Raw genomic sequence first — 1,330 nt, forward strand, 5'->3', positions numbered from 1 at the left:
TGAATCCCCCCGGCGTTTCCGGACGCTCACGGGTTTGAGAACTCAGTGACTTTCTGGGTTCGGTGCTGACTGTAGTAGAGGGCTTCGTATTCGGCTGGTGGCATGTCGGCGCAGTAGCTGTTGATGCGACGGTGGTTGAACCAGTCCACCCATTCGAGGGTGGCGACTTCGACCTGGTCGATGGTGCGCCACGGGCCGCGGGGCTTGATCAGTTCGGTCTTGTACAGGCCGTTGATGGTTTCGGCGACGGCATTGTCGTAACTGTCACCGACCCGGCCGACTGAGGCGTCGATTCCGGCTGCGGCCAGACGTTCGGTGTAGGCGATGGAGGTGTATTGACTGCCTCTGTCGTGGTGTTGCACCAGGCCGGTCAGGTCGCTGATCCCATCGCGTTGGCGAGTCCAGATGGCGTGCTCGATCGCATCAAGCACCAACGCGCTGGTCATCGATGTCGAGGTGCGCCACCCCACGATCCGCCGGGAGTAGGTGTCGATGACGAACGCGGCGTAGACAAACCCTGACCAGGTCGACACGTAGGTCATGTCGGCCACCCACAGCCGGTTCGGTGCGGGCGGGTTGAACTGGCGCAGGACCAGATCACGGGCCCTGACGCCTTGCGGATCAGGGATGGTCGTGCGCTGAACCTTGCCCCGGTGCGCCCCGCGCAGGCCCATGTCGCGCATCAGCCGTTCCACGGTGCAGCGGGCCACTGCCACACCGTCGCGGTTGAGGGCCAGCCACACTTTGCGGGCCCCGTAGACCCCGTAGTTGCGCTCAAACACCTGCCGAATCTGGGGTTTGAGGTCCTCGTCGGCGGCAGCTCGGGCCGAGCGGCCCCGGGCATGGGCGTCGTAGTAGGTGCTCGGTGCGATCTTGACGCCGTGCGCGCTCAGCACCCGGCAGATCGGCTCGACACCGAAGCGATCCTTATTCTGGTCGATATAGGTGCAGATCAACGAGGCCGGCGGTCGAGCTCCGCCGCGAAAAAAGTCGACGCCGACTTCAGAATCTCGTTAGCCCGCTTGAGCTCCCGGTTCTCGGCTCGAAGCCTCCGCAGTTCCTCCGCCATCTCGGAGGTGACACCGGGGCGCTTGCCCGCATCGACCTGGTCCTTGCGGACCCAGCTCAACAACGTCTGCGCCGTCCCGATCCCCAGCTTGGACGCCACCGACTCGATCGCTGCCCATTCCGACGGATACTCGTGACGGACCTCGGCAACCATGCGCACCGCACGCGAACGCAACTCGGCCGGGTACCTACGCGGAGAACCTTCTGACATGACTCCATCCTTCACAAGAAGTGGAGCCTCCGGACTCACCGGGGGGATTCA

At 64.1% G+C, this 1,330-nt stretch carries 1 protein-coding gene and 1 other annotated feature; the gene reads right to left on the reverse strand.

The window, feature by feature from the left end; genetic code table 11:
* Positions 1 to 26: 26 nt before the first annotated feature.
* A protein-coding gene (locus tag BST10_RS22140) for an IS3 family transposase (protein ID WP_234825817.1) occupies positions 27 to 1,279 on the reverse strand; the annotation gives its coding sequence in 2 pieces (ribosomal slippage) (positions 27 to 991 and positions 991 to 1,279; 1,254 coding nt in all).
* Positions 864 to 992 (reverse strand) — a sequence feature (AL1L pseudoknot). (Overlaps the previous gene by 129 nt.)
* Positions 1,280 to 1,330: the final 51 nt, after the last annotated feature.

Source organism: Mycolicibacter algericus DSM 45454 (assembly GCF_002086455.1).
In the GTDB taxonomy this organism is placed as follows: domain Bacteria; phylum Actinomycetota; class Actinomycetes; order Mycobacteriales; family Mycobacteriaceae; genus Mycobacterium; species Mycobacterium algericum.